The following is a 22970-nucleotide window of genomic DNA, read 5'->3' as shown; positions in this document are numbered from 1 at the left end:
GGGTAGGGGAGGGAACGGCGTGATCGCGCGTGTGGTGCTGACACTGCTCCTGCTGCTCGCGGGCGGCGCGTGCACGGCCGTGGCCTGCGGCTACCGCGGTGTCGATGTGCGGGTGTGGGACTGGGCGGACGTCGTGGTCACGCGGCGCACCGCGTACGGAGCGCCCTGGCGGAGCCTGACCGTCATGCGGATCAACTTCGGGCTCATGGGGATCGCCCTCCTGGCATGCGGCCTGACCACCCTGACGAGCTGACGGCACCCGTGGCCGGAGCTGATCACTATGGTGTGACGCCATGGCCCTGCAGATGAAGCTGACGGCGATAACACTCGACTGCCCCGACCCTGAGGCGCTGGTTGCGTTCTACGCACAGGCCACCGGGCTCGGGATCCACCCCGGATCCGACCGTGACTTCGCCGGGCTCGACGGCGATGACGGGCTCTTCATCGGGTTCCAGCGGGTCGACGGCTATCAGGCTCCGCGCTGGCCCGACCAGACCGTGCCGCAACAGATCCACCTCGACTTCGAGGTCGACGACCTCGACCAGGGTGAGGCGCTGCTGTTGGCGCTGGGCGCGGCCAGGCCGGACTGTCAACCGGGCGGTGACAGGTGGCGCGTCCTCACCGACCCGGCCGGACATCCCTTCTGCCTGACCAGACGGAAGGTCTAGCTGCTCACAGAGGGCCCAAGAACCCCGAAAAGCCCCCACCCGCAGAGAAACCGCAGGTTGGGGGCTTGATGGGTAGGGCTTACTTCTTCTTGCCCTGGTTCTTGACCGCCTCGATCGCTGCTGCGGCCGCCTCGGGGTCGAGGTACCTGCCGCCGGGGGTGGTCGGCTTGAAGTCGGCGTCCAGCTCGTAGTACAGCGGGATGCCGGTCGGGATGTTCAGGCCCGCGATGTCGGCGTCGGAGATGCCGTCCAGGTGCTTGACCAGGGCGCGCAGCGAGTTGCCGTGGGCGGCGACCAGGACCGTGCGGCCGGCCAGGAGGTCGGGGACGATGCCGTCGTACCAGTAGGGCAGCATCCGGACGACGACGTCCTTCAGGCACTCCGTGTCCGGGCGCAGCTCCGGCGGGATCGTCGCGTAGCGGGCGTCGTGCGCCTGGGAGAACTCGGAGTCGTCGGGGAGCGCGGGCGGCGGGGTGTCGTACGAGCGGCGCCAGAGCATGAACTGCTCCTCGCCGAACTCGGCCAGCGTCGCCGCCTTGTCCTTGCCCTGGAGGGCGCCGTAGTGGCGCTCGTTCAGGCGCCAGCTGCGGTGGACCGGGATCCAGTGACGGTCCGCGGCCTCAAGGGCGAGCTGGGCCGTGCGGATCGCGCGCTTCTGCAGGGACGTGTGGACCACGTCGGGGAGGAGGTCGGCGTCCTTCAGGAGCTCGCCGCCGCGGACCGCCTCCTTCTCGCCCTTCTCGTTCAGGTTGACGTCCACCCAGCCGGTGAACAGGTTCTTCGCGTTCCATTCGCTCTCGCCGTGGCGGAGGAGGATCAGCTTGTACGGTGCGTCGGCCATGGGAAAGAGCGTAATCCACGGCCTCCCGCGCCCGCCCCGGCCGACCGGTGGGTGGACCGTTGACGGCCTCTGTTAAACGAGTGGCCGCCCGTGGATCACCTCGGTAAGTTGTGCCTACCGCTAGTGCCGCTTACAGCATCCGCACCGGGTGCCTTCGATCCGTGGGGGGATCCCGCTATGTCCGCCGCCCGTCTCAGACGTGCCGCCCGGGAGACGGTCTCCGGACTCCCCCGTGAGTTCTGGTGGCTGTGGACCAGCACCCTCGTCAACCGCCTCGGCGCGTTCGTGGCCACCTTCATGGCCCTGTACCTCACCCTGGACCGCGGTTACTCGGCGTCCTACGCCGGTCTCGTCGCCTCCCTGCACGGGCTGGGCGGTGTCGTCTCCTCGCTGGCAGGCGGGGTGATGGCCGACCGGCTGGGACGGCGGCCGACGCTGCTCATCGCCCAGTCCGCCACCGCCGCCTCCGTCGCGCTGCTCGGCTTCATGACCAGCCCGGTCGCCATCGCCGCCGTCGCCTTCCTCGTCGGCATGGCCTCCAACGCGTCCCGGCCGGCCGTCCAGGCGATGATGGCGGACATCGTCCGCCCCGAGGACCGGATCCGCGCCTTCTCCCTCAACTACTGGGCCATCAACCTCGGCTTCGCCGTCTCCTCGATGGGCGCCGGGTTCATCGCGGAGTTCAGCTATCGCGCCGGGTTCCTGATCGAGGCCGGGATGACGGCCCTCTGCGCGGTCGTCGTCTTCCTCAAGCTGCCCGAGTCGCGGCCCGCGGCCACGGCCCGGCAGGCGGACACGGACGTCAGCCTCGGCACGGTGCTGCGCGACGGGCGGTACATGGCTGTCGTCGGACTGTCCTTCCTGGTCGCCCTGGTCTTCCAGCAGGGGTCCGTCGGCCTGCCCGTGGCCATGGGGCGGGCGGGGTTCTCGCCCGCCGACTACGGCCTGGCCATCGCCGTCAACGGCGTCCTGATCGTCGCCCTGCAGATCCCGGTCACCCGCTTCATCGAGCACCGCGACCCGCGCACCCTGCTGGTGGTCTCCTCGGTGCTCGCGGGGTACGGCTTCGGGCTCACCGCCTTCGCCGGATCGGTCGGCGTCTTCGCGCTCACGGTCTGCGTGTGGACCCTCGCCGAGATCGTCAACGCGCCGACGCAGACCGGGCTCGTGGTGCGGCTGTCCCCGGTGCACGGGCGCGGGCGGTACCAGGGCGTGTACACGCTGTCCTGGTCCGTCGCCTCGCTGATCGCGCCGCTGATGTCCGGTGCGGTCATCGACCGGCTGGGCGCGCAGTGGCTGTGGGGGATGTGCGCGGCGGTGGGGACGGTGGCCGGGCTGGGGTACGGGGTGCTCATGCGGAAGCTGCCGAGCGCAGGGCCGGCTCCGGCGCCGCGGCCGTCCGCTTCGGTCCGGGTCGCGGAGGGCTGAGCCGAAAGCCTTCGGTCCGGGTCGCGGAGGGCTGAGCCGAAAGCCGCCCCACACGCACCACGGCTCCCGGCATCCCACCCGACGTCCCACGCCCCGCACCGAGCGCAGCACGGTGCGGGGCGTCTGCCAGGAAGGACAGGAAGGCCAGGAAGGAAGGGACGGCCTAGTGGGTGGCGGCCGGTGACTTGTCGAAGATGGCCCCGGTCTTGCTGAAATCGGGCATGTCCTGGCTGTCGTCGGACGCGCCCTGACCGGAGTCGGACGCGCCCTGGCCGAGTTCGGACGCGGCCGGTGCGCTGGTCCCGAAATCGACTCCGACGTTGCCCATGTCGTCGCCGTCGTCGGCGAGGGCCTGGGCCGCTCCTCCGAACAGAACGGTCCCGGCGAGAGCGGTGGCGGCCAGCACGGTGGTTACACGCATATGCGTCTCCTTCGGTCGGTGTGTGCTCGCCAGACGTATGCCGCCGGCCCACCGGCGAGAAGCGGTGACGTGCACACAAGCACCCGAATAGACGGTGCGGAGGAGGGGTGCCCCTCCTCCGCGTGCGGGCCTGCGGTCAGGACAGGGTGCGGCCGGTCCAGCCCGAGCCGACGCGGACCCGGCTGCCGAAGGTGCCGTGCCCGGTGCCCGGGTTGAGCCAGGCCACGCCGGCCGAGTCGACCGAGAGCAGGTCGGCCCGGCCGTCCCCGTTCAGGTCGGCGGCACCGAGCACCTGGCGGTAGCTCTTGCCCCAGTCGCGGAAGACCAGCACACGGTCGGCGAGCTTGCCGGTGCCGGTGCCGTTGTAGCGCCACAGCTCGCCGGAGCTGTCGAGGGCCAGCACGTCTCCGCGCCCGTCGCCGGTGAGGTCACCGGCGCCGATCACCCGGGTGTACCCCTTCCAGGCGGACCTGATCTTGACGCGCGGGGCGAATCCGGCGGTGCCGTCGCCGGCGTACAGGTAGAGGTCACCGGTGGCGGCGGAGCGGGCCAGCAGGTCGGCGCGGCCGTCGCCGGTCAGGTCGCCGGGGCTGGTGAGGACGTCGTAGCCGCGCCAGTCGCTGCTCGTCTTCTTGTACGGGGACGCCGGCGCGGGCAGCCTGCCCGCCGGGGTCTCGTACACGCGGGCCTCGCCCGTGGGCAGCACGGCGAGGACGTCGTTGAGGCGGTCCCCGTTCAGGTCGCCGAAGCCGGTGAACCGGGTGCCGGCGGGCCAGCCGGTGGTGACCGCGCCGCTGTGCACCGGGCCCGTGGCGAGGTGGCCCGCGGCGTCGCCGTCGTACCGGGTCAGGGTGGTGCCGGTCAGGGCGAGCACGTCGGCGCGGCCGTCGTCGCCGTAGTCGCGGGCGCGGGGCAGCGCGCGGGTGGTGCCGGAGACGGCGTGCAGCGGGCCGCCGAGTGCGGAGCTGTCGTACCAGAGCGCGGTGGGGCGGGTGCCGGCGACCGTGAGGGCGCCGTCGACGGTCCGGTTGCCGGTGGTGGTGGCCAGCGTCTTGGGGGCCGACCAGCCGCCACGGGTGCGGAAGCCGGCGACGAAGCGGTACGAGCCGTTGCCGATGGACACGGCCCAGCCCGCGTGCACGGTGCCGTCGCCGGCGATGCCGGAGCTGACGGCCGAGCCGGCGGGACGGCGGTCGTCGGCCTGCTCGACGGCGCCCCAGACGCCGGTGCGGGCGGAGCGGGTCGTCGAGATCACCGCCTTGTCCGCGGCCCCCACGAGGGTGACGTCACCGTTCGGGGCGGTCAGCGGGCGGGGCAGGGCGCGGGGGGCGTACCAGCCGGTGAGCCCGGTCTGCTCGGCGGCGCTCCACTCGGCGCCGGGGGCGGCCTTGCGGGCGAAGCGGACGGGGCCGCCGACGCTCGCCCACAGGAGGGTGAGTCCGCCGGCCGGGTCGGCGTCGAGGCGGAGGGCACCGGGCTGGGTGCCGGTGAGCGGGGTCAGGTCCTCGGCGTCGCCCCACGTGGTCGCACCGGCCTTGCGCTCCATGATCCGGGAGTGGTACGAGGGCCCGCCCGCGGGGGTCGCGCCGCCGCCGTCGCGGGGGCGGTCGTCGAGGTTCCACGCGACGGCCGCGTTGCCCGATTTGTCGAGGGCGGCGTGCAGCCCGGTCAGGAACCACTCCCCGTCCTCGGCGTCGCTCTTGACGGTGTCGAACACGGTGGGCGCGGACCAGGCGTCGCCGGGGGCCGGCCGCTCGGTCATGCGCAGCTCACGGCCGCCCGTGATCCGGACGGCCCAGACGGCCGCGAGGCGGCCGGTGGCGCTGCCGAAGACCAGGGGGTGCTCGGCCCAGGAGGAGAGGGTGGCGACGGTGGTGGGGTCGGACCAGCGGGTGGCGCCCGGGGCCAGGGTGGCGGCCTTGAGCAGGCTCTTGCCCTCCGGGAGGCTCTCGCTCCAGTAGGCGACGAAGGAGCCGTCGGCCTGCGGGGCGAGGGCGCTGTCGTAGAGGCCGGCGGTGGTGGACAGCGTCTGGGGCGCGGCCCATGTGGTGCTGCCCGCCGGGCGGACCTGGACGGTGAGCCGGCGGACCTCGGCGGTCTGCGCGGGGTCCTGCGGCTGGTCGCGCAGGGCGACGAGGGCGCCGTCGGCGCGGGCCTGCAGGCCCAGCACGCGGTGCGGGGCGGTGGCGGCGACCTCGGTGGAGGTGCCCCAGACGCCGGGCTGTACGGGGTCGGTGGCCACCGCCGCACCGGCCGCGGTGCCCGCGCCCGGTGCGGCCGCCGCTTCGGCGGACAGCGCGGGCAGGGCCCCCAGGAGGCTCCCGCTCAGTACGAGCGCGAACGTCCCTCTTATGACATACCGGTTCACGATCCGGTCCCCCCAGGTTCCAGACTTGGTGAGAAAAGTGTGTGGATCTTATAGGACCGGAATGACTGAGCCCCTGCCGGGAGTTGTCCGCCGGCAGGGGCTCGGTGCGCTGATCGCAGCGATCAGAGGGCGGCGTTGAAGCCGACCTGGTGCGACTGGCCGAGGGCGCCCAGCGCCTCGCCCTGGACGGCGCCGAGCTGGGACAGCACGTCGGCGCTGCTGAGGGTGGTGTTGTCGAGCGTGAGGCTGACCTCGGGGGCCAGACCGCCGGCGACGGTGTCGAGGTCGGCGTCGGAGATCTCGAGGGTCTCAACCTGGTGAGCGGAGTTCATGGGGAAACTGCCCTTCGCATGGGTGGTCCACAGGGGAGCGGCACCGCTGGGGACAGACGGTGGACCGCGACCGCGGGCGTGCGCCGTCCCTTTCAGGACACCGTGGCGTGAACCCGGCGGCGCGAGCGATCAAACCACGGGAGCGCGCCGGGCAGCCAGCCAACCGGCGCCCGCCCCGGGTCAGTTGTCCCCGGCGGTGACCGAACCGTGCGGGCCCGGTCACGCTATGGGGGGAGTTTCTCCACACCCCCGCACGGCACAGACGGGCCACGGGTATTGCCAGCGCCGCGCCGACCGGGACAACTCCGTACCAACGGAACCCACCGGCCGCGCACTTGCGTACGCGCTGTGCAGATTCGGGCGCGATCTTCCACAGCACCGGGCCGTCCGGGTGCCCCGCAGGTCTCGTGGCGCGCGTCACCGGTGGTCGTGTCACATCTCCCCGGATCGTTCCGTCAGAGACGGTGTAACCATCGGCCACCCCACGGGAGCAGATCATGGACGCGCGACTGAACCTCTTCGAGAACGCCGTCTCCGGCAGGTTCTTCAAGTACCTCAACTCGGCGGGCAAGGCGGTCTCCGAGTCCAGCCTGCCGGCGGCGACCCAGGAGCTGGTGAAGATCCGGGCCAGCCAGATCAACGGCTGCGGGATGTGCCTCGACATGCACACCAAGGACGCAGCCGCCGCCGGGGAGACCGCGCAGCGGCTGCACCTCGTCGCGGCCTGGCGGGAGGCCAAGGTGTTCAGCGACGCCGAGCGGGCCGCGCTGGAGCTGACGGAGCAGGGCACCCGGATCGCCGACGCGGCCGGCGGCGTCCCGGACGAGGTCTGGGCGAACGCCGCCAAGCACCACGACGAGGACCAGCTCGCCGCGCTCGTCGCGCTGATCGCCCTCATCAACGCCTACAACCGCGTCAACGTCCTCGTCCAGCAGCCCGCCGGTGACTACGTGCCCGGCATGTTCGGCTGACGCGGACCCCGGCGAAGGCGGGGAGACGCGGTCACGGGTGCATCCGGGCACCCTTCAGCACCTTGTCCACCGCGTTGCGGGGGCCGTGGACCGCCAGTCCCACCAGGTCCAGCTCGGCCGTCGGCACGGCCCGGACCGCGGCGCGGTTGTCGCGGTCGTTGCCCGTGGCGAACAGGTCCGAGGTGAAGACGGCGCGGGGCAGGGCGCGGCCCAGGGCCCTGTCGTGCGCCGCCTTCAGGGTCTCCTTCGACCCCTCGAAGACCAGCACGGGCTGGCGGAACATGGGGAGGTACGACACCCCGTCCGCGTCCTCGTACGGCTCCCCGATCACCTCGGGAACCGTCGCGCCCAGGCCGCTGACCAGGAACGCGGTGACGTTGAGCCGCTGCCAGGGCTCCAGGTCCGCGCGCAGCAGCACGGCGATCTTCGTGTCGAAACGGATGGGTTCAGCGCTCATGGGACGAGACTGCCGGGCGTCGTACGCGAGCGTCTTGTACGTTCTTTGCGTGGCCGCCCGGCAGGAAGTCAGCGCGTGGCGCCCCCGCGTCCCGGGCGTCACCGAGGTCTTCCACGCCCGCTTCACCGAGTACTCCTACCCGATGCACGTCCACGACGCCTGGACGCTGCTCATCGTGGACGACGGGGCCGTGCGGTACGACCTCGACCGGCACGAGCACGGCACCCCGCACGACACGGTCACCCTGCTCCCGCCGCACGTCCCGCACAACGGCTCGCCGGCCACCCCGGACGGCTTCCGCAAGCGGGTCGTGTACCTCGACAGCAGCCGGCTCGGCGAGGACCTGATCGGGGCCGCCGTGGACGGGCCCGATCTGCCAGACCCGGTACTGCGCCGGCGCGTCGGGCAGCTGCACTCCGCGCTCGCCCGGCCCGGTGACGAGCTGGAGGCGGAGAGCAGGCTGACCCTCGTCGGGGAGCGGCTGCGCGACCATCTGCGGCGGCGCCCGGACGCACCGGCGCACCGCCCGGATCCGGTCCTCGGCCGGCGGCTGCGGGAGCTGCTCGACGCCCGGGTCGTCGACGGGGTCGCGCTGGCGGAGGCCGCGCGCCTGTTGCACGCCCATCCCGCCCATCTGGTGCGGGCGTTCAGCGGCGCGTACGGCATCGCCCCGCACCAGTACCTGATGTCGCGGCGGGTCGGGCGCGCCCGGCGGCTGCTGCTGGACGGGCTGGCACCGGGCGAGGTGGCGGCGGCCACCGGGTTCTACGACCAGGCCCATCTCACCCGGCACTTCAAGAAGCTGGTCGGGGTGCCGCCGGGGCGCTACCGGCGCGGTTCGCGCTGAGCCTCGTACAGGTTGCGCGGACGGCACCGGCGGCGACACCGAAGGCCGACCAGCTGCCGGCCGAGAAGGAGCCGGCCGACGCCCTGCGGGCCTTCGCCGACGCACTCGGCCACAGCGGCGCGAGCGGGAAGCGGGAGCCGCGCCCGTCCTGAGCCGCCGGGTGATCCGCGGTCAGTCCGCCGGGCGTTCGATCAGGTGCCTGAACGCGTCCAGGTTGCGCGTGGACTCGCCGCGGGACACCCGCCAGGCGTACTCCTTGCGGATCGAGGAGGCGAAGCCCAGTTCCAGAAGGGTGTTGAAGGCGCCGTCGGCCGCTTCCAGGACCTGGCCGAGGAGACGGTCGATCTCGTCGGGGGTGACGGAGGCGAGGGGCAGCCGGGCGGTGACGTAGATGTCGCCGAGGCGGTCGACGGCGTAACTGACGCCGTACAGCTTGAGGTTGCGCTCCAGCAGCCAGCGGTGGACGCCCGCCTCGTTCTCGTCGGGGTGCCGGACGACGAAGGCGTTGAGGGAGAGGGAGTGGCGGCCCACCAGGAAGGAGACCGTCGTGGAGAGCTTGCGGGTGCCGGGGAGCTTGACCACGTAGGTGCCGGGGTCGGGGCTCTCCCACTCCAGTTCGGCGTCCTTCAGGGCAGCTTCCAGGACCTGCCCGACCGCCTTCTCGCCATCACCCATGGTGGGAGCGTACGCGACGGCGGTGGGACTGGGTCGCGGCCGTGTAGACGTCGGCGGTCGCGGCGGCCGCGGTGTCCCAGCCGAAGGACCGGGCGTGGCGGGCGGCGGCCTCGCCCATGCTCGCCGACAGGGACGGCTCGTCGGCGAAACGGCGCAGCACGCGCGCGTAGTCGGCCGGGTCGTGACCGGACACGAGGAAGCCGGTGACGCCGTCGCGCACGGCCACGGGCAGCCCGCCGACCGAGGCCGCGAGCACCGGCGTACCGGCCGCCTGCGCCTCTATGGCGACCAGGCCGAAGGACTCGCTGTAGGACGGCATCACGAGCACGGACGCGGCCCGGAACCAGTCCGCGAGCTGCTCCTGGCCGACCGGCGGGCGGAACCGTACGACGTCCGAGACGCCGAGCCGCGCGGCGAGCTTCTGCAGGCCCTCCGGCTTGGCGAGCCCGCTGCCGCTCGGGCCGCCGACGACCGGGACGAGGATGCGGGAGCGGAGCTCGGGACGCTCGTCGAGCAGGACGGCCACCGCGCGCAGGAGGACGTCCGGTGCCTTCAGGGGCTGTATGCGGCCGGCGAAGAGCGGGATCAGGGCGTCCTGCGGCAGGCCGAGGCGGGCGCGGGCGGCGGCGCGGCCGTCGGCCGGACGGAAGCGGTCGAGGTTGACGCCCGGGTGGACGACGGCGACCTTCGCGGGGTCGGCCGTGTAGTGCCGTACCAGCTCGTCGGCCTCCTCCTCCGTGTTGGCGATGAGCCGGTCGGCGGCGGCCACGATCTGGGTCTCGCCGATGACCCGGGCGGCGGGCTCGGGCGAGTCCCCGTCGGCCAGGTTGGCGTTCTTGACCTTGGCCATGGTGTGCATCGCGTGCACCAGCGGCACGCCCCAGCGCTGGGCGGCGAGCCAGCCGACGTGGCCGGAGAGCCAGTAGTGGGAGTGGACGAGGTCGTAGTGGCCGGGGCGGTGACCGGCCCAGGCCTGCATCACGCCGTGCGTGAAGGCGCACAGCTGGGCCGGGAGGTCCTCCTTGGCCAGGCCCTCGTAGGGGCCCGCGTCGACGTGCCGGACGAGGACGCCGGGGGCCAGCTCGACCGTGGGCGCGAGGCCGCCGGCCGTGGCCCGGGTGAAGATCTCGACCTCGATGTTGATCGCGGCGAGCCGCTGGGCCAGCTCCACGATGTAGACGTTCATGCCGCCGGCGTCGCCGGTGCCTGGCTGGTGGAGCGGAGAGGTGTGCACGGAGAGCATCGCGACCCTGCGGGGCCGGCGGAGCAGACGGAGCCGTGACGCGGCCGACGGGGAACGTCGCCCGAGCCTGCTGACGTACTGGCTCACGTGGCCGTCCTCCTTGCTGCGGGCATGCCGGACGGAGGACCGACCGCGCCCTCCACGGTGGTGCAACAGCGGACGGGTGCTCCGCCATTTCCCGAACAAGCGGCTTTGCCCAATCATTACCTTCGGGAGGTGGCGGCCCTCCACCGGGGGGTGCGGATGCGCCACGGCCGGCCCGCTTACCCTCGTAGACATGACAGCCCGCGCAGCGACCCGCCCCGTGGGAGCGGTGACGCGCGGGACGACCAACCCCAACCGGCTGCGCCGCATGGACCGCTGGATCGCCGCCACCCATGGCGGGGAGCTCCGGCGCGCCGACGATCCGCTCGCCGTCGACCTCGGCTACGGCGCCGCCCCCTGGACCGCCGTGGAACTGCTCGGGCGGCTGCGCACCGTCGCACCCCGCGCCCGCGTCGTCGGCATCGAGATCGAGCCGGAGCGGGTAGCCGCCGCGCGGCCGTACGAGCGGGAGGGGCTGGCCTTCCGGCACGGCGGCTTCGAGGTCCCCGTGCCCGGGCGGCCGCTGCTCATCCGGGCCGCCAATGTGCTGCGCCAGTACGACGAGGCCGAGGTCGCCGCCGTCTGGGAGCGGCTGTGCGCGCGGCTCGCCCCGGCGGGCGGCGGCTCGCGCGGCGGGCTGCTGGTCGAGGGGACGTGCGACGAGATCGGGCGGCGGCACGTGTGGGTGGCGCTCGGTCCGGAGGGGCCGCGGACGGTGACGTTCGCGACCCGGCTGGGCTCCCTGGAGCGGCCCTCCGACCTCGCCGAACGGCTGCCGAAGGCGCTGATCCACCGCAACGTCCCCGGCGAGCCCGTGCACGCCTTCCTGCGGGACTTCGACCGCGCCTGGGCCGCCGCCGCGCCCTACGCCTCCTACGGCGCCCGCCAGCGCTGGCTGCGCACGGTACGGGACCTGACGGCCGACTGGCCGGTCACGGACTCCCCGGCCCGCTGGCGGCAGGGCGAAGTGACCGTGGCGTGGCGGGCGTTGGCGCCAGCGGGCTGACGTCACCCGTTCGGGCGCGCCGGGACGGAACGATTCCCGTGCGCCGCTCGTCACACCGGCGGGAGATCGTCGTGCCCGGCGGACACGGGGGACAGCCACCTGTGCCGGCCGCTTCCGCGACCGCTGCCGCCGGCCGCCCGTGCCGTCGGCCTCTGTCGCTTTGTGCCGCGGCATGGCACCATCCCCGGAGCACCGTAAGTTACTGACGGTAAATCAGCTTGGGGGCATGTGTGATGGGCTGGGGCAAGCGCGGCATCCTCGCGGCCGCCGTGACCGTGGTCTGCGCGGTGACCGTGCTGGGCGCACCTGGCACGGCCTTCGCCGCCCCGGCGCCCACACCGAGCGCGTCCCCGACTCCCCCGCCGGACAAGGATCTGGAGAAGGTCCGCGAGAGGCTCGACAAGCTCTACCACGACGCGGCCGTCGCCACCGACGCCTACAACGCGGCCGAGGAGAAGGCCAAGCAGCAGTCCGCCGCGATCGTCGCGCTGGCGAAGAAGATCGACGCGGGGCAGCAGCGGCTCGCCCGGCTCAGGAACCAGGCGGGCGCGGCCGCCCGCGAGCAGTACCGCACCGGCGGCGTGCCGCCCACCGCCCAGTTCCTGCTCAGTGACGATCCCGGCCAGGTCCTGGACGGGGCCGGACTGGTGCTGCAGGGCCAGCGGGCGACGAAGTCCCTGATCGGGGAAGTGTCCGACACCCAGAAGCAGTTGCAGGGCTACGCCGACGACGCCGCCGAGCAGTGGAAGAAACTGGACGCCGAGCGCAAGGCGAAGGCCACCGCGAAGAAGAAGATCCAGCAGCAGATCTCCGCCGCCGAGAAGCTGGAGTCGGAACTGGAGAAGAAGGACCTGGAGCGGCTCGCCAGGCTGGAGGAGCAGGACGCGCTGAAGGCGCAGACGAAGTGGCTCGGCACCGGGATCCTCAAGAAGATCCACGGCGTGGCGTCCGCGCAGGGCGAGAAGGCCGTCGCGTTCGCCACCGCCCAGCTCGGCAAGCCGTACGTGTGGGGCGCCGAGGGCCCGAAGGCCTACGACTGCTCAGGGCTGACCTCCCAGGCCTGGGCGGCGGCCGGCCACCCCATCCCGCGCACCTCGCAGGAGCAGTGGAAGCAGCTCAAGCACGTCGACGTGAAGGACATGCGCCCCGGCGACCTCGTCATCTACTTCGACGACGCCAGCCATGTCGCCCTCTACATCGGCGACGGCGCGATCATCCAGGCCCCCCGCCCGGGCCGCACGATCACGGTCGCGGGCGCCGGCTCGATGCCGATCCTGGGGATCGTACGACCGGACGCGTGAGCCAGGTCATGTGACGCCCGCCATTCCTTCACAGGACACACGCGACGCACACGATGTGACCCAGTCCACCTCCAACCGCCGTGCAGACCGGGGCGGTACGTGAGCTTCGTCATCCCCTCCGCCGGGTGGTCCTGTCCAACTGTCGTACGGAAAGCGGCATATGACGGCGGCCTGCGCGGGAGCGACCCGGCTCACACCATTCCATCGGGGTGGGAGCACCCGCTATGGTCCCGGTCGGTGGGTCGAGACCCCTCGACACCGCCGTGCCCTCGGGGGGAGGGAAGGAACCCAGACGATGCCCGTACCCATACCGCGGCAGAGAGCGATCCCGGCCGTGGAGAGTGGTCAGGCGCAGGCCGCCCCGGTTGCCGGCGGCCCCCTCAAGGAAGAGGCCCACCGCGACGCCACGCCCGTGAACGGCACCGGCGCCACTCTCACACTGCTGCTGATCGAGGACGATCCGGCCGCCTCGCCGATCGTGCCCGACCTGCTGGACCCCTCCGGCAAGCCGATCCGCGTCCGCACGGCCCGTAACCTCACCGAGGCCGGGCGGCTGCTCACCGACGACGTCCACTGCATCCTGCTGGACCTGGCGCTCCCGGCGCCGGGCGGCAGCGACAGCGACGACGAGCTGGCCGTGCTCAGGCACGTCCTCCAGCTCGCGCCCCGGCACGCCGTACTCGCGCTGACCGCCTCCGGCGACGCCGAGCGCGGCGCCGAGGCCGTGCGCGTGGGCGCGCAGGACTATCTCTTCCGGGACGAGCTGGACGGCCGGCTGCTCAGCCGCGCCATCCGGTACGCCGTGGAGCGGAAACGGTCCGACACGGCCGAGCGGCGGCTGGCCGAGGGCCGGCTGCGCGCGCAGGAGAACCGCCGCCTGGAGCGCGGGCTGCTGCCCACGCCCCTGCTGGAGGGCTCCGCGCTGCGCTTCGCCGCCCGCTACCGGCCCGGCCGCTCGCGCGCCCTGCTCGGCGGCGACTTCTACGACGCCGTGCGCACGCCCGACGGCACCGTGCACGCCATGATCGGCGACGTCTGCGGCCACGGCCCGGACGAGGCCGCGCTCGGCGTGGAGCTGCGCATCGCCTGGCGGGCGCTGACGCTCGCGGGGCTGAGCGGCGACGAACTGCTCGGCACGCTCCAGGAGGTGCTGGAGCACGAGCGCGCCGACGAGGAGATCTTCGCGACGGTGTGCACGGTGGACATCGCCTCGGACGGCCGCAGTGCGGGCCTGTGCCTGGCCGGCCACCCGGCCCCGCTGCTCGCCCGCCCGGGCCACCCGGCGCGGCTGCTGCCGTACGACGACAACGGCCCCGCCCTCGGTCTGCTGCCCGGCGCCCGCTGGCCGCGGATGGACGTGGAGCTGGGCGCCGAGTGGAGCCTGATGCTCTACACCGACGGTCTGATCGAGGGCCGGGTCGGCGAGGGCGGGGAGCGGCTCGGTCAGGACGGCATGCTGCGGATGATCCGCCGGCAGCTGTCCGAGGGACTGCGCGGGGAGAACCTGCTGCGGGCCGCGGTGAGCGAGGTGCGGGATCTCAACGGCGGGGAGCTGACGGACGACGTGGCGGTCGTCCTGCTGGACCGGGCGCCGTAAGGGGTGCTTCGCCGTGGCCGGGTGCGGGTTCGTCGCGGCGCGTCGCGCAGTTCCCCGCGCCCCTGGGGCCGGTCAGCCGCGGCCTGCCTGAAGGGGGCGCGGGCAACTGCGGCGAGGTGCTTTCAGCGCCCGCCGTTCCAGGGTCCGTAGGGGCCGTCGCTGCTGCTTCCCCTGCGGCGGCGGAAGCCCTTCCCGCCCGAGACCTGCTGAAGCGCCGGCCGCACGTCCACGAAGAAGACGATCGTGGCGACCAGGCCCGCCAGCTGCAGGAACAGCATGGGCACGAACAGGTTCACGGCGACCGCGACGCCGAGGATGATCAGCCAGAAGCCCTTGTTCTGCTTGTCCGCGGCGCGGTACGCGTCCTCTCGGAAGATCGCGGCCATCACGAACGCCACGATGGCGAGTGCCAGCATGGCGGTGAAGATCAGCCACATCACTCCGCCGACTGCTGTCATCAGCACAATGCCCACCACCCGAGTCGAGTCGTCCGTACAGCCACCGTACCCGTACAACGGGCCGGGCACCCCCAAGGTGCCCGGCCCGTTGTGACCTGCCCTGCCGCGGTCACTTGGCCGGAGGCGTCGTCTTCTTCGCGGGGGTGGCCTTGCGGGCGGCCGGGGCCTTCTTCGCCGCCGGCTTCCTGTCCTCCGCGGGCTCGGCCGTGGCCTCGGCCGGCTTCGGCTCGTCCCCGGCCGGCTCGGACCTGCCCTCGACGGTGATCGCGAGCTCCTCGATCTCCTCGGCGGCCTCGCCACGCCAGTTCTTCACGGCCTGCTCGCCGTGCTCGGCGACCTTCTCGTAGGTCTCACGGGCCTTGACGGCGTACTCGGCGGCGACACCCACGCCGCGCAGGGCCAGGTCCTGGGCCTGCTCACCGAGCTTCTTCAGGTCGACGTCGAGGGTGCCGATGAACTCGTTGACCTTGGTCTGGAGGTTCTCCTGCGCCTCCTTGGCCCGGGCGGCGGCCTTCTCCTGCACGGCCTTCGGGTCGGTGTTGCGCACGGCCTCGATACGGGCCGGGGCCTCGGCACGCAGCTGCTCGACCAGGGCGGGCACCTTCTTGGCCTGCTGGAGGGCGAGGTCGGCGGTGCCGGCCGCGAAGTAGAGGGGGGTCGGGTCGCTGAAGGTCTTGCGCAGGTCGTCGGTGATGGCCATGGTGATCAGGTCCTCCCGGATTCGCGTTCGGCTGAGGTTGGTGTGGTCCGCGGTGGGGCGGCCGGCGCCCTGGTCCGGTTACCCGGCCGTCCGCCGCGGACCGGCATCGGCATCGTGTCCGTCGGCCGCGCCGGTGCCGTGCACGGCGGTGTCGCCCGCGCCCTGTGCCGCGTGCTCGGGCTCCTCGGCCACGGCGGGCTCGCCGATCCCGAATCCGTTCTCCTTGCGGAAGGACTCGTAGATCTGGAGCAGCACCTGCTTCTGCCGCTCGTTCAGCGAGGGATCGGCGAGGATGACGGCGCGCGTCTCCACTTCGTCCCGGTCCCGCTCGGCGTCCAGGATCCCGGCGCGGACGTACAGCGTCTCGGCGGAGATCCGCAGGGCCTTGGCGACCTGCTGGAGCACCTCCGCGCTCGGCTTGCGCAGCCCGCGCTCGATCTGGCTCAGGTAGGGATTGGACACCCCGGCGGCGTCGGCGAGTTGCCGCAGCGACAGCTGGGCGTTCCGCCGCTGTTCGCGCAGGTACTCACCGAGGTTGCCGACGTTCAGCGATGCCATGCCTCCACCTTGCCCCACTCTCGCTAACAATTGCAAGCACCCTGCTTGCAAGAGTGTGTCGCGGAGTGGGGCACGGGACGGCGGGGGCTACCGGGCGAGGGCGGACGGCTGGTTCAGACGGGTCAGCTTGCCGGGGTTGCGGACCACGTGGATGCGGGTGATCCGGCCGTGTTCCACCGTGAGGCTCACCGCGCTCGGTTCGCCGTCGAACTCGACCCGGCCGGCCGGTGTGCCGTTGAGCCACACGGCCGCCGTCTCCAGCGTGTCCACCACCCGGTGTGCGCGCGCGAGCACCTCCGCGACCGGGCCGGCGCCGTGGAACGGAACCAGCGCGGCGGCGACCACCCCTCCCCCGTCGGTGACCATGACCACGTCCGGGGCCATGAGCTCCAGCAGCTCCTGCAGCTGCCCGGTGCGCAGCGCGGCCAGGAAGCGTTCCACCACGGCCTGCTGCTCCGAGCGGCTCACCCGCACGCGCGGGCGCCGGGCCGCCACGTGCGCGCGGGCCCGCCGCGCGATCTGCCGTACCGCGGCCGTCGTCTTCCCGACCGCCTCGGCGATGTCGCCGTAGCTCAGCTCGAAGACCTCGCGGAGCACGAACACGGCGCGCTCGGTGGGTCCGAGGGTCTCCAGCACGGTCAGCACCGCGATCGAGACGCTCTCCGCGAGTTCGATGTCCTCGGCGACATCGGGGCTGGTCAGCAGAGGTTCCGGCAGCCATTCGCCGACGTACTCCTCGCGGCTGCGGGCGAGGCTGCGCAGCCGGTTGAGCGCCTGCCGGGTGACGAGCCGGACCAGGTACGCCCGCGGGTCGCGCACCTGTGCCTGGTCGGCGCCGGCCCACCGCAGCCAGCTCTCCTGCAGCACGTCCTCGGCGTCGGCCGCCGAGCCGAGCATCTCGTAGGCGACCGTGAAAAGCAGGCTGCGGTGGGTGACGAACGGATCCTGCGTCATGCCGTCGGCGCCGTCCCGAAGTCCGCGGAACGAGCGGCCAGGGGGATCGGGCAGGCCTCGGAGTAGCCCTGCGAGGTGATCCCGTGCGCCGTGTTGCACCTGGCCGCCATGTTGGCGAACCCGATGAACGCGGTGAGTTCGACCAGCGCCGCCGGGCCGAGCCGGTCGAGCAGGCTCGCCGACAGCTCGTCGGTGACGGCCGACGGCGTGACCGTCATGGCCTCGGCGTACTCCAGCACGTCCCGCTCCAGCGGCGTGAACACCTCCGACTCCCGCCAGCGCGGCACCTGGCTCGCCTTGGTCAGGTCCAGCTCCTGGTGCAGCGCGAGGAAGTAGTTGATGTCGAGGCACCAGCTGCAGCCGACCTGGGCCGCGACGGCCATGTGCGCGAACGTCTTCAGGCTCGCGTCGGCCGCGTCCCACGTGGCCGCACTGGCCGAGAACTCCTGGTTGGCCTCGGCGAGTTTCGGGTTGTGCCACAGCACCGCGAAGGGCTCGGGCACCTTGCCGACCTGCTTGATCAGGTTCTCCTCCAGCTCGGCGGGCAGTTCTGCCTTCGGAACGCGCAACGTCATCGTCTTCTCCCTGTGGGGTGGCCCGTACGGCCGCCGTACGGCCGCCGTACGGGTGCCTGTCCGGCCGTTCGGCATGAAGACACCGCCGGGGCCGTGGATGTGACACCCCGGCGGACCCCGTCACCACCGCCGCTGGGAACCCACCGGCTCCTCCTGTTCCAGCAGCCGGTGCTGGGAGATGAGGTAGCCGAGTTCGGCGCGGCTACGGCTGCCCAGGATCTCGGCGACCTTCTTGATGTGCGCGGAGACCGTGCGGGAACTCACGCCCAGGCGGGCCGCGATCGTCTCGTCGGTGTGGCCGGTGACGACCATGCGCAGCATGGTGGCCCGGACCCGGTCGGCCAGCAGATCGGGGCGGTGCTGCTCGGGGACGATGGAGACGGGCTGGGCCCGGTCCCACATGTGCTCGAAGACCTTCACCAGGAAGGCGACGGCACCGGGGTGCCGGACGGCGAGCGCCGCGGTCTTGCGCTCCGGAATGCCGGGGATGAAGGCGACCGTGCGGTCGCAGATGATGACGCGTTCGAAGATCTCGTCCAGGGTGCGCACCTCCGCGCCCTCGGCCGTCACGCGTTCTATGTAGGCGAGGGTCGGCTGGTGGGAGCGGACGCTGTGCTGGTACAGCGTCCGCTGGGTGACGCCGCGCCGCACGAGCGCGAGGTCACGGGGCAGCGCCTCGGCGAGCAGGTCCGGCGAACGGCCGCCGCCCGGCTGCGCCGTGAGCAGCTCCTCCCCGCACGCCTCCACGGCCAGCCGCAGCGACTGGCTGATCACGTCCGCACCGCGCAGGGACTCGATGGGGGCGCCGGTGTCGTGCTGCGCCCGGTGATAGAGGCTTTCCGCGGCCACGAAAGAGGACCGCAACGACGCCAGCGTGTTCTGGCGGTGTTCGATCTCCAGGACGACGGACCGGGAAAGCTCCGCCTCAGCGACCTTCGGGGGGATCGGGACATAGAATCCGTCGACGCCCGGCATGGGGCGCAGCAGCCCGAAGTCAAGGAGACACGCGGGTACCTCTCCCGATATTGTTCCGTCGTTCAGGGCTTCGCGATAACGCTCCAGGCCCTGCGCGCAGAAGTACACCCCGTACGGAGATCCAGCGGCGCCGTTTCCGCCGTTGTACTTCTCCTCGATGCCCTTTTCCTGGCACATATGTCCCCCCTTCGTGTTGCCGCGTTGCGTGATCCCGACGCCTTGTCACCCTCGCAACTCCCCCCGCGCCCCAGCATGCTGATCACGAGGGTGCGACGCGGCCGAACAGTGCTCTGCCAGGAAGTTTCGGTCCACCTAGGGACCGCGGCTGATCATTGCCGCCCGCTCGGCCAGATATGACTAAACGTGAAACTAATCACAGAGGAGAGGTATCGGAGATGTTCCAGACCGCCCGGTACGGCCGTTTCTACACCGCCCTTGCCGTGACCTTCACAGCCGCCTGCAACGACTCCGCCTGGGGCTGATCCCGGCCAGAAAGAGAATCTGCGCCACCACTCACCGCCTGTATCACGCAATCACTATCCACGAGTACTTTACGAAATTCTTTCGTCGGATCTAGCAGATTCCCTAGGAAGGAAACTCCGACCCCCCGCAGGTAAAAGAAGTTTCACGGAACACCGGCTTTCGGGAGGAAACACGGTATGACCAGCGAGGCGTACGACGTCGTGGTCGCCGGTGGCGGTCCCGCCGGGCTGATGACCGCGGCCCTCGTGGCCGGGCGGGGCCACCGGGTGCTGCTGCTGGAGCGCGAGCCGGGTCCGGGGCTCCTGGACGGCGTGGAGGTGCGGCAGCGGTGCGCCGCCGTCAACGTGGTGGTCGAGAACGGGCGGGTGGCCGGGCTGCGCCACCGCCCCGAGGGCGGCCCGGGCCGCACCGTGCGGGCCCGTTGGGTCGTGGACGCGTCGGGCGGCGACAGCCTGTTGCGCCGTCATGTCGCGGGCACGCAAGGGCCGTCCGGGCTGGCCGTGCAGGCCCGCTTCGAGACCGCCGGCGGCGCGGCGGGCGGCCCGCGGCGCTTCCCCTTCGCCGGCGGCTGGTTCCGGGTCGCGCCGGCCGGTGACGGACTCGTCCGGGTCGCGGTGGTGGTGCGGCGGGACCTGGCGGACCGGGTGCGCGAGGATCCCGAGGGCGCGCTGCCGGCCTTCGCCGCGTCCTGCCCCCCGGTCAGGGACCTCCTGGCGGCAGCCACCCTGGTGCGCGAGGGCCGCCACGGGGGGATCCGGATGCGCCCGCACTGGTCGTACGCCGACGACCGGCTGTGGCGTCCCGGGATGGTGCTGGTCGGCGACGCCGCGTGCGGTGTCGAGCCGGAACCGGCGCTGGCGCACGGGACACACCTGGCCTGCCACGGCGCCGGCCTCCTGGCCCGCGCCCTCGACGGGTTCCTGCGCGGGACGTCGACCGAGGAGGAGGCCTTCACGGAGTTCGAGCGGCGCTGCCGGCAGGCGTGCGCCGAGGTGCTCCACGGCACGCCCCGACGGGCGCCGGCCGGTGACGAGGGGGCCGGGCCCCAGCCGGTGACGAGGGCGCTGGAGCTCGGTCGGTGACTTCGGTGACCAGGAGGCCGGGGCTCAGTCGGTGACGAGGTCGTCGGGGGCGGATCGGGCCAGTTCGACGAGCACGCCGAGCGCGTGGGACAGGACGTCCGGCCGGGGCGAGGCGAGACCCAGACGGATGGCGTTGGGGGCGTGGCTGCCGCCGACGGTGAACGCGGCGGCGGGCACCACCCCGATGCCGTGCCGCGCGGCGGCGGCGACGAACGTGTCCGCGCGCCACGGGCGGGGCAGTTGCCACCAGCAGTGATAGGAGAGCGGATGGCTCCGCACGGCGAAACCGGCGAGGTGCCGGCCCGCGATCTCCTGCCGTACCGCCGCTTCCCTCTGCTTGGCGTCCACCAGCTTCTTCACGGTGCCGTCCTGCTGCCAGCGGTGGGCGGCCTCCAGGGCGAACCGCATGGGGGCCCAGCCGCCCGAGCGCAGGGACGCCGCGATCTCACTGGACAGGGCGTGCGGTGCCACGGCGAAGCCCAGGGTGAGGCCGGGGGCGATGCGCTTGGAGAGGCTGTCGATCAGAACGGTCCGCTGCGGGGCGTGGGCGGCGAGCGGCGGCAGCTCGTCACGCAGGAAGGCCCAGATGGCGTCCTCGACCGCGACCAGGTCCAGCCTCCCCAGGACCTCGGCCAGCTGCTCCACCCGCCACTCGGGCATGGTGAGCGTCAGCGGGTTGTGCAGCCTCGGCTGCACATAGACGGCGTGCAGCGGGGCCGCCGCGTGGGCCTCCTCGACCGCCTCCGGGACGAGCCCGGCGTCGTCCATGGCCAGCGGGACGAGCGTGATGCCGAGCCGGCCGGCGACCGCCTTGATGACGGGGTACGTCAGCTCCTCCACACCGAGGCGCCCGCCCGGCGGCACCAGCGCGGCGACGACGGCCGAGATGGCCTGCCGCCCGTTGCCGGCGAACAGGATCCGCGCGGGTTCGGGGCGCCAGCCGCCACGGGCGAGGATGTCGGCGGCGGACTCCTGGACCGCGGGAAGTCCCGCCGTGCCGACCGGTTGCAGGGCATACCCCAGGGCGTCGGGCCGCAGCAGGGCGCCGAGCCCTTCGGCGAGCAGCGCGCTCTGTTCGGGTACGGCAGGGTAGTTCAGTTCGAGATCGATCCGGCCGGCCGCCGGCTCGGTCAGCGCGGGGCCGGCCGGACCGGACCAGGCGGACCCCGCGCGCACGAACGTGCCGCGTCCCACCTCGCCCACCGTCAGACCACGCCGGGCCAGCTCCTGGTACACGCGCGTGGCGGTGGAGTTGGCGATGCCGTGCTGCCGGGCGAACTCGCGCTGCGGGGGGAGCCGGTCACCGGGCCGCAGGACGCCGGTCCTGATCTCCTCGGCCACCGCGTCGGCGACGCTCTGATAGTCCTTCACGACCGCGCTCCCCTCGTCCGTGCGGGCGAGCTCCATCCAACCACAGCATTGCACTCAGTGCAATGTTCCGGTTGCATCGAGCTATTGCCCTGCCCTACGCTCCAGGCATTGCCCCGAGGTCAGGAAGGGAGTCCTGGGCTCAGTGAACTCGGCGACACGAACCCGGTCACCACTCGGGCACGGCCCCGCCCTTCTGCCCGACTGCCGTCGCTGCGGCTTCAACTCCCGCCTGATCAGGCAGGACGCGATCGCCGACACACTGCGCGCCTACTGCGCGGCCTGGCAGCGACTGCTGCTCGCCCCGAGACTCGGCTGCCGCCGCACGGGTGCACCCGCCTGGTCACCCCTGGAGTGCGGCTGCCACGTCCGGGACATGTGCCTGCTGTTCCACCTCCGCCTCGATGCAATTCTGGGGCAATCACCAATTGCACCGAGTGGTGCGGACGGTACGGCGACGACCGCGGCCGTCGCCGACTGCCCCCACCCCGTCCCCCATTACCGGGACGAGGAGCCGCACCGCGTGGCCGAGGAGCTGGCGCGGGCCGCCGAGACGCTGGCACGCCGACTGGCCACGCTCACCGCCGACGACTGGGACCGCGACGATCCGAGCCTCGGGGACCCCCGGCTCACCGTCGACTTCTTCACCCGCCACCTCCTGCACGACATCGCGCACGACCTCGGCGAGGCCGTCCGCGACGACGGCGCCGACGCGGCGCACACACAGAACGCAGCACGACGCAACAGCGAATGAGGGGTTTTCATGGTTGAACTGAGCGGGATCCTCGGTGTGTCCGTGGTGGCACTCGGCATGGTGCTGACCCCCGGCCCGAACATGATCTATCTCGTCTCCCGCAGCATCACCCAGGGGCGGCGCGCCGGGATGATCTCCCTCGGCGGTGTGGCGCTGGGCTTCATGATGTACCTGCTCGCCGCGAACCTCGGCCTTTCGGTCGTCTTCCTCGCGGTGCCCGAGCTGTACATCGCCGTGAAGCTGGCCGGCGCCGGCTACCTCGCCTACCTCGCCTGGAACGCGCTCAAGCCGGGCGGCATCTCCGTCTTCGACCCGCAGGACGTGCCGCACGACTCACCGCGCAAGCTGTTCACCATGGGCCTGATGACGAACCTGCTCAACCCGAAGATCGCCATCATGTACCTCTCCCTCATCCCCCAGTTCATCGACCTGCACAAGGGCCACGTCCTGCTTCAGGGCATCATCCTCGGCTCGTTCCAGATCGTGGTCAGCATCGCGGTCAACATGGCCATCGTGCTCGCCGCCGGCACGATCGCCGTCTTCCTCTCCCGGCGCCCCTCCTGGCTGAAGGTGCAGCGCTACATGATGGGCACGGTCCTCGGCGCCCTGGCCGTCACCCTGGCCATCGACACCTCGGGCCCCGCCGTCACCAGCTGACGGAACCGACGGGAACGACGGAAACGACAAGGAGGGGGACACCGTTTCCGGTGTCCCCCTCCAAGGGTTGCTAGTCGCGGGCCGCGGTCAGGTGTTCGGCGTGTTCCTGCAGGGAGCGGACGCCGACGTCGCCGTGGTTGAGGGCGTCGATGCCCTGGACGGCCGCG

25 protein-coding genes are annotated in these 22970 nt (G+C 72.3%); 11 read left to right on the top strand and 14 right to left on the bottom strand.

Features of this window, described 5'->3' with window-relative positions; genetic code table 11:
- Positions 1 to 19 precede the first annotated feature (19 nt).
- A complete protein-coding gene (locus IO33_RS0130335) occupies positions 20 to 253 on the top strand; it encodes a hypothetical protein (protein ID WP_245235923.1) in 234 nt (77 codons plus the stop codon).
- A 40-nt stretch (positions 254 to 293) separates the two neighbouring features.
- Positions 294 to 668: a VOC family protein gene (locus IO33_RS0130330; protein ID WP_031170822.1), complete on the top strand. Its 375-nt coding sequence runs from the start codon at positions 294 to 296 to the stop codon at positions 666 to 668.
- A gap of 79 nt (positions 669 to 747) precedes the next feature.
- On the opposite strand, the gene IO33_RS0130325 is transcribed toward IO33_RS0130330, so the two are convergent.
- Positions 748 to 1509, bottom strand: a complete 762-nt coding sequence (locus IO33_RS0130325; protein WP_031170820.1) for a phosphoglyceromutase — start codon at positions 1507 to 1509, stop codon at positions 748 to 750.
- A 177-nt stretch (positions 1510 to 1686) separates the two neighbouring features.
- On the opposite strand from IO33_RS0130325, the gene IO33_RS0130320 reads away from it, so the two are divergent.
- Entirely contained in the window at positions 1687 to 2937 is a 1251-nt protein-coding gene (locus IO33_RS0130320; protein WP_031170817.1) for an MDR family MFS transporter, read from the top strand.
- 163 nt (positions 2938 to 3100) lie between these two features.
- On the opposite strand, the gene IO33_RS0130315 is transcribed toward IO33_RS0130320, so the two are convergent.
- The 3 genes from IO33_RS0130315 to IO33_RS0130305 all read right to left on the bottom strand — a co-directional run bounded on the left by IO33_RS0130315 (position 3101) and on the right by IO33_RS0130305 (position 6058).
- On the bottom strand, positions 3101 to 3358 hold the full coding sequence (locus IO33_RS0130315; protein WP_031170815.1) for a hypothetical protein: 258 nt from the start codon (positions 3356 to 3358) through the stop codon (positions 3101 to 3103).
- A 136-nt stretch (positions 3359 to 3494) separates the two neighbouring features.
- Positions 3495 to 5726, bottom strand: coding sequence for an FG-GAP repeat domain-containing protein (locus IO33_RS53605; protein WP_031170813.1), 2232 nt, complete (start codon positions 5724 to 5726; stop codon positions 3495 to 3497).
- Between the two features lie 122 nt (positions 5727 to 5848).
- A complete protein-coding gene (locus IO33_RS0130305; protein ID WP_031170811.1) occupies positions 5849 to 6058 on the bottom strand; it encodes a hypothetical protein in 210 nt (69 codons plus the stop codon).
- Between the two features lie 497 nt (positions 6059 to 6555).
- On the opposite strand from IO33_RS0130305, the gene IO33_RS0130300 reads away from it, so the two are divergent.
- On the top strand, positions 6556 to 7029 hold the full coding sequence (locus tag IO33_RS0130300; RefSeq protein ID WP_031170809.1) for a carboxymuconolactone decarboxylase family protein: 474 nt from the start codon (positions 6556 to 6558) through the stop codon (positions 7027 to 7029).
- 31 nt (positions 7030 to 7060) lie between these two features.
- Here IO33_RS0130300 and IO33_RS0130295 read toward each other — a convergent pair whose 3' ends face one another.
- Positions 7061 to 7486, bottom strand: coding sequence for a DUF2000 domain-containing protein (locus IO33_RS0130295; RefSeq protein ID WP_031170807.1), 426 nt, complete (start codon positions 7484 to 7486; stop codon positions 7061 to 7063).
- Here IO33_RS0130295 and IO33_RS0130290 point away from each other — a divergent pair.
- Positions 7485 to 8333, top strand: a complete 849-nt coding sequence (locus IO33_RS0130290; protein ID WP_107069414.1) for a helix-turn-helix domain-containing protein — start codon at positions 7485 to 7487, stop codon at positions 8331 to 8333. The genes IO33_RS0130295 and IO33_RS0130290 overlap by 2 nt on opposite strands.
- Positions 8334 to 8504: 171 nt before the next feature.
- On the opposite strand, the gene IO33_RS0130285 is transcribed toward IO33_RS0130290, so the two are convergent.
- Positions 8505 to 9008, bottom strand: coding sequence for a type III secretion system chaperone family protein (locus tag IO33_RS0130285; protein ID WP_031170803.1), 504 nt, complete (start codon positions 9006 to 9008; stop codon positions 8505 to 8507).
- Positions 9001 to 10338 (bottom strand): D-inositol-3-phosphate glycosyltransferase, encoded by a 1338-nt coding sequence (gene mshA / locus IO33_RS0130280; protein WP_031170801.1) that lies wholly within the window; start codon positions 10336 to 10338, stop codon positions 9001 to 9003. The genes IO33_RS0130285 and mshA overlap by 8 nt, the downstream gene beginning before the upstream one ends.
- A gap of 190 nt (positions 10339 to 10528) precedes the next feature.
- Here mshA and IO33_RS0130275 point away from each other — a divergent pair, with 190 nt between their 5' ends.
- The 3 genes from IO33_RS0130275 (at position 10529) to IO33_RS0130265 (ending at position 14239) form a co-directional block, all read left to right on the top strand.
- A complete protein-coding gene (locus IO33_RS0130275; RefSeq protein ID WP_209438938.1) occupies positions 10529 to 11341 on the top strand; it encodes a class I SAM-dependent methyltransferase in 813 nt (270 codons plus the stop codon).
- 233 nt (positions 11342 to 11574) lie between these two features.
- Entirely contained in the window at positions 11575 to 12642 is a 1068-nt protein-coding gene (locus tag IO33_RS0130270; protein ID WP_031170797.1) for a C40 family peptidase, read from the top strand.
- A gap of 295 nt (positions 12643 to 12937) precedes the next feature.
- The gene (locus IO33_RS0130265; RefSeq protein ID WP_031170795.1) at positions 12938 to 14239 is read left to right on the top strand and encodes a PP2C family protein-serine/threonine phosphatase; all 1302 of its coding nucleotides are present in this window, start codon (positions 12938 to 12940) and stop codon (positions 14237 to 14239) included.
- A 122-nt stretch (positions 14240 to 14361) separates the two neighbouring features.
- On the opposite strand, the gene IO33_RS0130260 is transcribed toward IO33_RS0130265, so the two are convergent.
- The 6 genes from IO33_RS0130260 to IO33_RS51345 all read right to left on the bottom strand — a co-directional run bounded on the left by IO33_RS0130260 (position 14362) and on the right by IO33_RS51345 (position 18636).
- Positions 14362 to 14697 carry a DUF2516 family protein gene (locus IO33_RS0130260; protein ID WP_373305735.1) on the bottom strand — a complete coding sequence of 112 codons (336 nt, stop codon included), beginning with the start codon at positions 14695 to 14697 and terminating at the stop codon, positions 14362 to 14364.
- Positions 14698 to 14806: 109 nt separating this feature from the next.
- The gene (locus IO33_RS0130255) at positions 14807 to 15397 is read right to left on the bottom strand and encodes a hypothetical protein (protein ID WP_031170790.1); all 591 of its coding nucleotides are present in this window, start codon (positions 15395 to 15397) and stop codon (positions 14807 to 14809) included.
- A gap of 78 nt (positions 15398 to 15475) precedes the next feature.
- Positions 15476 to 15955 (bottom strand): helix-turn-helix domain-containing protein, encoded by a 480-nt coding sequence (locus IO33_RS0130250; protein WP_031170789.1) that lies wholly within the window; start codon positions 15953 to 15955, stop codon positions 15476 to 15478.
- An 87-nt stretch (positions 15956 to 16042) separates the two neighbouring features.
- Positions 16043 to 16909 (bottom strand): RNA polymerase sigma-70 factor, encoded by an 867-nt coding sequence (locus tag IO33_RS0130245; RefSeq protein WP_031170787.1) that lies wholly within the window; start codon positions 16907 to 16909, stop codon positions 16043 to 16045.
- On the bottom strand, positions 16906 to 17484 hold the full coding sequence (locus IO33_RS0130240) for a carboxymuconolactone decarboxylase family protein (protein WP_031170785.1): 579 nt from the start codon (positions 17482 to 17484) through the stop codon (positions 16906 to 16908). Before IO33_RS0130240 ends, IO33_RS0130245 begins: the two co-directional genes overlap by 4 nt.
- A 120-nt stretch (positions 17485 to 17604) precedes the next feature.
- Positions 17605 to 18636, bottom strand: coding sequence for a LuxR C-terminal-related transcriptional regulator (locus IO33_RS51345; RefSeq protein WP_167349482.1), 1032 nt, complete (start codon positions 18634 to 18636; stop codon positions 17605 to 17607).
- Positions 18637 to 19118: 482 nt separating this feature from the next.
- Here IO33_RS51345 and IO33_RS0130225 point away from each other — a divergent pair, with 482 nt between their 5' ends.
- Entirely contained in the window at positions 19119 to 20024 is a 906-nt protein-coding gene (locus tag IO33_RS0130225; RefSeq protein WP_031170781.1) for an NAD(P)/FAD-dependent oxidoreductase, read from the top strand.
- A gap of 24 nt (positions 20025 to 20048) precedes the next feature.
- On the opposite strand, the gene IO33_RS0130220 is transcribed toward IO33_RS0130225, so the two are convergent.
- Entirely contained in the window at positions 20049 to 21395 is a 1347-nt protein-coding gene (locus tag IO33_RS0130220) for an aminotransferase-like domain-containing protein (RefSeq protein ID WP_031170779.1), read from the bottom strand.
- A gap of 142 nt (positions 21396 to 21537) precedes the next feature.
- On the opposite strand from IO33_RS0130220, the gene IO33_RS49630 reads away from it, so the two are divergent.
- Both IO33_RS49630 and IO33_RS0130210 read left to right on the top strand, forming a co-directional pair.
- Complete coding sequence (locus tag IO33_RS49630; protein ID WP_157857941.1) at positions 21538 to 22146, top strand: DinB family protein; 609 nt, start codon at positions 21538 to 21540, stop codon at positions 22144 to 22146.
- A 9-nt stretch (positions 22147 to 22155) separates the two neighbouring features.
- Positions 22156 to 22803, top strand: coding sequence for a LysE family translocator (locus IO33_RS0130210; RefSeq protein ID WP_031170775.1), 648 nt, complete (start codon positions 22156 to 22158; stop codon positions 22801 to 22803).
- Positions 22804 to 22970: the final 167 nt, after the last annotated feature.

This window comes from Streptomyces durhamensis (assembly GCF_000725475.1).
Lineage (GTDB): Bacteria > Actinomycetota > Actinomycetes > Streptomycetales > Streptomycetaceae > Streptomyces > Streptomyces filipinensis.
Note: the sequence above shows the minus strand (reverse complement) of the source record. Positions and strands in the feature narration are given on the sequence as shown.